Source organism: Janthinobacterium sp. BHSEK (genome assembly GCF_056174685.1).
Genome location: NZ_JBWBYV010000126.1, coordinates 1 through 348 on the forward strand (window position 1 = coordinate 1; position 348 = coordinate 348).

Sequence of the window (348 nt, forward strand, 5' to 3'; positions counted from 1 at the left end):
TTCGTGCAAACTCTAGAAAGGAGGTGATCCAGCCGCACCTTCCGATACGGCTACCTTGTTACGACTTCACCCCAGTCACGAATCCTACCGTGGTAAGCGCCCTCCTTGCGGTTAAGCTACCTACTTCTGGTAAAACCCGCTCCCATGGTGTGACGGGCGGTGTGTACAAGACCCGGGAACGTATTCACCGCGACATGCTGATCCGCGATTACTAGCGATTCCAACTTCATGCAGTCGAGTTGCAGACTACAATCCGGACTACGATACACTTTCTGCGATTAGCTCCCCCTCGCGGGTTGGCGGCGCTCTGTATGTACCATTGTATGACGTGTGAAGCCCTACCCATAA

Annotated in this window: 1 rRNA gene; it reads right to left on the reverse strand. The window is 53.7% G+C overall.

Going from position 1 to position 348, the window contains the following annotated elements:
- Window positions 1–16: 16 nt before the first annotated feature.
- Window positions 17–348, reverse strand: a 16S ribosomal RNA gene (locus tag AC0V2Y_RS27200); the annotation flags it as partial.